General features: G+C 67.2%; 7 protein-coding genes. All 7 read left to right on the top strand.

Translation table 11 applies throughout. The features are described from left to right. A partial coding sequence (locus ACIQ7H_RS21480) for a hypothetical protein (RefSeq protein ID WP_395795417.1) occupies positions 1-677 on the top strand: 677 nt, incomplete at its 5' end. A gap of 135 nt (positions 678-812) precedes the next feature. Then, complete coding sequence (locus tag ACIQ7H_RS21475) at positions 813-971, top strand: hypothetical protein (RefSeq protein ID WP_395795415.1); 159 nt, start codon at positions 813-815, stop codon at positions 969-971. A 28-nt stretch (positions 972-999) separates the two neighbouring features. Further along, on the top strand, positions 1,000-2,121 hold the full coding sequence (locus ACIQ7H_RS21470) for a serine hydrolase domain-containing protein (RefSeq protein ID WP_395795413.1): 1,122 nt from the start codon (positions 1,000-1,002) through the stop codon (positions 2,119-2,121). Positions 2,122-2,428: 307 nt separating this feature from the next. Next, a complete protein-coding gene (locus ACIQ7H_RS21465; protein WP_395795411.1) occupies positions 2,429-3,526 on the top strand; it encodes an NAD(P)-dependent alcohol dehydrogenase in 1,098 nt (365 codons plus the stop codon). Between the two features lie 78 nt (positions 3,527-3,604). Further along, positions 3,605-4,513, top strand: a complete 909-nt coding sequence (locus ACIQ7H_RS21460) for a ferric reductase-like transmembrane domain-containing protein (protein ID WP_395795409.1) — start codon at positions 3,605-3,607, stop codon at positions 4,511-4,513. Positions 4,514-4,525: 12 nt separating this feature from the next. Next, entirely contained in the window at positions 4,526-4,870 is a 345-nt protein-coding gene (locus ACIQ7H_RS21455; RefSeq protein ID WP_395795407.1) for a hypothetical protein, read from the top strand. A gap of 551 nt (positions 4,871-5,421) precedes the next feature. Then, the gene (locus ACIQ7H_RS21450; RefSeq protein ID WP_395795405.1) at positions 5,422-6,519 is read left to right on the top strand and encodes a hypothetical protein; all 1,098 of its coding nucleotides are present in this window, start codon (positions 5,422-5,424) and stop codon (positions 6,517-6,519) included. Positions 6,520-6,598 lie beyond the last annotated feature (79 nt).

Raw genomic sequence — 6,598 nt, 5'->3', positions numbered from 1 at the left:
CTGCCAACCCGGACAGTGCCCAGGCGGCGCGCGACGTGTCGGTGAGCCTGGAGCGATTGGGCGACTTTCTGTCCAGCCGCGGCCAGGCTGGGGACGCCGAGCAGGCCTTGGGGTATTGCCAGCGCAGTCTTGAGGTCCGCGAACGCTTGGCGGCTGCCAATCCGGACAGTGCCCAGGCGGCGCGCGACGTGTCGGTGAGCCTGGAGCGATTGGGCGACTTTCTGTCCAGCCGCGGCCAGGCGGGGGACGCCGAGCAGGCCTTGGGGCATTACCAGCGCAGGCTTGAAATCGCTGAACGCTTAGCGGCTGCCAACCCGGACAGTGCCCAGGTGGCGCACGATTTGAAGGTGTCGATCGAACGAGTCGCAGGGATGAAGTCACAGCAGCGCGATGCGGCAGGCGCGCTGGTCGAGCAGGAGCGTGCGCTGGGCATCGCGCGCCGGCTCTACGAAAACACAAAGTCCTACGAAATGGGCCGGACGCTGGCCATCTCCTTAGTGCTAACCGGGCAATACGCCGGCGCTGCGGGCGATCAGGCCCAAGCCCAGCGGCATTTGCTGGAGGCTTTCACCCTCCTCGACACCTACGTGCGTCAAGGCACGCAACTCGACGCCCAGATGCGCCAACTCCACGCCCAACTCGCCTCGTTCTTCACCAGTCCAGCCAGCAAACCCTGATCTGGATACCAACCATGTCGTACTGGCGCAGTGTCGGATCCCGGACGAATGCACCCTGCGCAATCGGTCAGCGCCGCTGCTCGGGAGAGAAGTCTTGGTAGGCCCGCTGACCCAGCTTTCCGCCCCGAGGGCTGCATGAACATTCGCCTGCACAAGAACGCCCGAACCACGCCTGCCACGCGCCGCGAGATCCAACACGCGAGCGGCAGCGGCTATGAGCTGGCTGAGCGCTTCGGCGGCGCACTGATTGCCCATGTGCCGGTGCGGTCAACCCTTTCTGACCAGGCGCGTTGAGCCCCGGCAACTTCAACGTGTGCGGACCATGCCTGCCTACACAGTTCTGCTGCGCTGCCTGTCCGCCGCGCTCACCGCTGCGCTGATCGCCTCGCCCAATAGCCAGGCCGCAACGCCGCAGGCGGGCAGCCCAGACTTCAGTCATATCCAGGCACTCATGCAGCAGGCGGTCGACGCCGTGCCGCTGTCGGGGGCAACGCTGCTGCTGGCGAAGGACGAGACCGAAGTGCTGGCGCTGTACTTCGGCACGCACACGCCCAGCACCCGACTCTCGATTGCGTCGGCCAGCAAATGGCTTTCCGCCGCCACGGTCGCATCGCTGGTCGACTCCGGCGAACTCGACTGGAACACGACGCTGGGCAGCCTGCTGCCCAACGCGCCCGTGGACAAACGGCCGATCACCCTGCGCCAGCTGTTTTCGCACACCTCGGGCATTCCCGCCCGCGACCTCGGCTGCCTGCGCGACCAGAGCATCAGCCTCGCCCAATGCGCCGAGCAGATTCTGGCGGCACCCCTGATCGCCGCGCCCGGCACCTGCTTTTCGTACGGCGGCAACTCGATGCAGGTCGCCGGACGCATGGCTGAACTCGCCAGCGGCCTTTCCTGGGATGCCCTGTTCCGCACTCGCATCGCCCAGCCGCTGGGCCTGAGTGACACCGACTACGCCGTCGGCAGCACAAGCCCGGGCTATGTCGACGTCCCCAACCCGCACATCGGCGGCGGCGCCCGCAGCAGCGCGCGCGATCTGATCAGGATCGCCCAGCTCTACCTGCAGGACGGCCGCTATGAAGGCGTGCAGGTGCTGCAGCCAGCCACGGTCGACTTCATGCGCGATGACCAGACCGGCGGCGCGCCCTACATCAACAACCCCGATCCGCGCAGCTACGGCTATGGCATCGGCACCTGGCGCAATCGCCTGGATGGTCAAGGCGCGATCTTCGAAGCCTCCAGCGCCGGCGCTGGAGGCACCTGGCCGTGGCTGGACACACACGCCGGCGTGGCCGGCGTGTTCTTTGTCGACAGCAGCCTCGTCAGCGTCCAGCCCTATGTGCGTAGGCTGACCCCGGCCGTGCGCACGGCGCTGGGCGAGAATGCACCGCTGTTCAGCGACGGCATCGAAGGCGCGGCGATGCGCCAGGGCTGCGGCTGACTCGGCGCCCTGCCGCGCACCTGATTCGAGCGAACGCCAGGACGCGCGCGGAGCGGGCGGAACCCGTCGATCGCCGTGCAGCGCAATCGCAGCGGCCCCGCCGCGATCGATCGGCTGCAGGACATCCGCGCGCGCAGGCAAGGCGCGCGGACGCGACACCAGGTTCATCCAGCGCAAGACTGTCGCACTCCGCAGCAGACCTGGGATTGGCTGACGCTGGACACGGCTGGCCTGCGTCGGCTGGCGCACAGACACACGACCGCGGCGGCACGCATCCTCGGGTTCTATGCATCACGAGGTGTGCGCCATGACGATGATGAGAGCAGCGGTGTTCGTGGAACGCGGACGCATCGAACTGGCCGACAAGGCCATCCCCGACATCGGCCCCAACGACGCGTTGATCAGGATCACCACGACGACCCTGTGCGGCACCGACATCCATATCCTGAAGGGCGAGTATCCGGTCGCGACGGGGCTCACCGTCGGCCACGAGCCGGTGGGCGTGATCGAGAAGCTCGGCAGCGCGGTGACGGGTTATGTCGAAGGCCAGCGCGTCATCGCCGGCGCGATCTGCCCCGACTTCAATTCCTATGCAGCACAGGACGGCGTGCCCTCGCAGGACGGCAGCTATCTGATCGCCAGCGGCGGCTGCGCGGCGCACGGCTACAAGGCCACCGCGGGCTGGCGCTTCGGCAACCTCATCGATGGCGCGCAGGCGGAGTATCTGCGCGTGCCTGATGCGCAGGGCAATCTCGCGCCGATCCCTGACGGCCTCAGCGACGAACAGGTGCTGATGTGCCCCGACATCATGTCGACCGGCTTCAAGGGCGCCGAGAACGCGGACATCCGCATCGGTGATGTAGTAGTGGTGTTCGCGCAGGGTCCGATCGGTCTGTGTGCGACCGCCGGCGCGCGCCTGCGCGGCGCCTCGACCATCATCGCCATCGACGGTAACGACCACCGCCTCGCCATCGCCAAGCGCATGGGCGCCGACGTCACCCTCAACTTCACGACCTGCGACGTGGTGGACGAGGTGATGAAGCTCACCGGCGGCCGCGGCGCCGATGCCGCGATCGAAGCGCTGGGCACGCAAGGGACGTTCACCTCCGCCCTGCGCGTGCTCAAGCCCGGCGGGCGGCTGTCGAGCCTCGGGGTGTACTCGGAGGACCTGGTGATCCCGCTGGACGCGTTCGCCGCCGGCCTCGGCGACCATCGCATTACCACCGCACTCTGCCCCGGCGGCAAGGAGCGCATGCGCCGGCTGATGGCGGTGGTCGAATCCGGTCGCGCTGACTTCGGCGCACTGGTGACCCATCGCTTCGCGCTGAACGACATCGTCGCCGCCTACGAGCTGTTCTCGCACCAGCGCGACGGTGTACTCAAGGTGGCGATCACGCCGCACTGAGCGCGCGACCGGCAATGCGCCTGCAGCTTTGCATGCGCTGCGGCGACCTGGTCACGAACTCCCCACCTGCAGGCGCCCATGACGCTCGATGCCCGCCACACGGTCACCATTCTGATCCTCACCAGCATCGGCTTGACCGCGCTCGACATTCCGCCTGAGAGCCGCCTGACTACGGCCGGCCTCAGCCTTGCCAGCGGCGTCGCCGCGCTGAGTCTGATGGCGTGTTCCGCTCTGCTCGGCTCGCGCTGGCGCTGGCTCGAGGACATGTTCGGCGGGCTCGATCGGGTCTACCGCGTACACAAATGGCTGGGCGTCTGGGCGCTTGTGCTCGCCAGCGTGCATCTGGCGTTCAAGGCGGGCGCGCCCGGCTGGGACGTCGCAGCGATCCTGCCGTTGCCCGCCGGCACCACGCGCCTGCTGCGGCAGCTCGCCTTTCTCGGCCTGATGCTGACCCTGCTGCTCGCACTGAACCGCGCGATCCCCTATGCCACGTGGCGCTGGTGGCACCGGCTCTCAGGGCCGATCCTTCTGATCGTGGTCGTTCACTGGCTGAGCATCCGCTCGCCGATCGACCTGCTCAGCCCTGCCGGTGTGTGGCTGGCGACATTGTCCACGCTCGGCGTGGCCGGCGCCGCCTGGAAACTGTTGCTGTACCCCTGGTTGTCTTCGCACGCCGGCTACCGGATCGTCGCGGTCACGCCGGGGCCGGGCGCAGTACGTCTTGAACTGCTGCCAACCGGCAAGCCGCTCCAGTTCGAGCCCGGGCAGTTCGGCTTTCTCGGGCTGCAGGTCGAGGGCCTGCGCGCGCCGCATCCGTTCACGCTGGCAGGAGCCCCCGACGCCGCCGGCCGCGTGGTGTTCATGATCCGCGCGCTGGGCGAGCACACGCGCCGGCTGGTGGATCGGGCGGCCGTCGGAATGCACGCCGTGGTGCACGGGCCGTTCGGTCGATTCAAGCGGCGCGCGGATTCGACGGGCGAAATCTAGATCGCCGGCGGGGTGGGGATCTCGCCCTTCCTCGCCTGGCTCGACGACCCGCACGCGATCGGCTTGGAGCGCGTCCAGCTGTTCTACTTCTACACGCCCGGCCGCGGCTTTCCCGAGCCCGACGCGCTCGCAAAGCTTGCCGGAGAACGCAAGGTGGTGCTGCATTGCCAGAGCGCTGGCCCGGCCGACCCCGCCTTCATCCGCGCGCTCGAAGCCTGCGTTCGCCGTATTGGCGCAGAGCAGGTCGACGTCGATATCTGCGGCCCGGCGGGCCTGCTGCAGGCCTGCCGCAAAGCCCTGCACGCCTGCGGCGTAGGCGAGGCACGCATCCGCCACGAGCTGTTCGAGTTTCGCTGAGACGCTTGCGAACATCAGGCCCCGTGCGCCTGAAGCGGCCTTCGCCGACGCTCTCAAGCAGCCAGTTGCGATGCGTGCTGGCGTGGAGTGTCGTTCGGACCCTTGTCGCATCGCGCCTCGACGGGCCGTAACCGGGTAGTCACATCAGAGTGACGTACCGGACAGCCAACTTGAAAAGCGCCGCCATTGCCGCGAATCGCAACGTGACCGGAGAAGCTCGGAACACGCCTACCCCTGACGCATCCGCGCACCGCGAACACATGCCGGCTGTCCTTGGCTCGCCTGCTACAGGTCGCGCACATGCTGCGCTTGATCTGCGGGTTGGCCAGTCAGGGCCTCCCGCAGCCAGCGCCCCTTCGCGGTTGCTCAATGTCGCGGGCAGAGCGGCTTTTCTGGCCCTCGCGGTAGTGGCGTTCGCGAGCACGGCGGCGGCGAAGGAGCAGCAGGGTACAGCCAAGGGTGAGTCGTTCACTTGGCCGGGCGCTACGTCGCCCTGCAACACCACGCTGCAAGCCTGCATCAACGGCGTGCCGGACAACAGCGAGATATTGGTGACCACTTCGTCGCCGATAGCCGAGGAGATCTTCATCAATCGCAGCATCCGGCTGCTGGCGGCGCGCAACGTCTCACCGCGGTTCGCCGCGGGTCGCGGAATCACCGGCAACTTCTTCGGCGAGACCCCTTGGCTTATCACGCTGCGCGGTTTTCGACTGACCGATGCCGGCATTCTGTTGTTCTATGCCGGTAAGGCGACGGCAACCATGGAGGTCGCCGATATGGAGCTTGAGTCGAGCAACAGCTCCAGCATTAAGCGTATCGCCGTCTTCGCCCTCAGCGGTAGTAGCAATTCAGTGCTGGTGCGCAACAACCGGCTGCGGGGGGTCGCGGCGCCCTCGATGTCTGATGCCTTGATCACGGTCGAGTTCGAGGGCGGCACCGGGACCCACACCGCCGATGTTTCCTGGAACGAGATCACCGGGCGTGGCGTGTCCGGGGGCTGGGCGATTCTGGCGAGTGCGGTCCGAGCGGCCACCGCCGAGTTCCGCGTCCAGGGAAACACCGTCCGCGGTGAGTTCCAGCGCGCCGGAATCATGGTGTCTGAAGGACGATCCGGCACCGCCTCGACCGTCACCGCGCGCGTCCTATCCAATACGGTGATCGGCGAAGGGGGTCTCTCGGGCGGTATATCGAGCTTGGTCAACCAGGGTTCGACCAACGCCCAGATCATCAACAACACCGTGGTCCGCTCCAATGGCATCTCGCTGTCGCGTTGGACAGGTTCGGCCACCGGCACCACCAGCGGCGTGATCTTCAACAATCTCATCGTCGCCAACAGCCGCGGTTTGCAGAACGTGGCGCCGAGCGGCACCGCGAACAACGACTACAACTTGCTGCGCAACAATGCGAGTGCGGGTGCACACACGCCCGGCGCCAACGATGTCAATGCCGATCCGCTGTTGCGCTCGCTCGATGCGCCGCGCCTGGGAGCGGGCAGCCCCGCGATCGACGCCGGCAACTCGTTCGCGCTGATCGGCGGCGGCACGCTGCCACTGGTCGACGCCGATGGTTTGCGGCGCCTTGTCGGCGGCAGCGGCGGGTCGGCCGGAACGTGTCAACCCTTTCCCAACACTCGGCGACGTTTTTTCTAACTAACCACCTCCGGCAGATCGAGCTCAACGGGTGTGGATCTGGCCTTGAGCGCGCCGGGTGTGCTGAGCAGCTCAGCTG

This window comes from Aquimonas sp., assembly GCF_044377145.1.
In the GTDB taxonomy this organism is placed as follows: domain Bacteria; phylum Pseudomonadota; class Gammaproteobacteria; order Xanthomonadales; family Xanthomonadaceae; genus Aquimonas.
Note: the sequence above shows the minus strand (reverse complement) of the source record. Positions and strands in the feature narration are given on the sequence as shown.

Bases quoted from the DNA above. Each gene is read 5' to 3' on its own strand.
- ACIQ7H_RS21465 (WP_395795411.1), top strand. From the start codon at position 2,429: ATGACGATGATGAGAGCAGCGGTGTTCGTGGAACGCGGACGCATCGAA.
- ACIQ7H_RS21475 (WP_395795415.1), top strand. From the start codon at position 813: ATGAACATTCGCCTGCACAAGAACGCCCGAACCACGCCTGCCACGCGC.
- ACIQ7H_RS21460 (WP_395795409.1), top strand. From the start codon at position 3,605: ATGACGCTCGATGCCCGCCACACGGTCACCATTCTGATCCTCACCAGC.
- ACIQ7H_RS21470 (WP_395795413.1), top strand. From the start codon at position 1,000: ATGCCTGCCTACACAGTTCTGCTGCGCTGCCTGTCCGCCGCGCTCACC.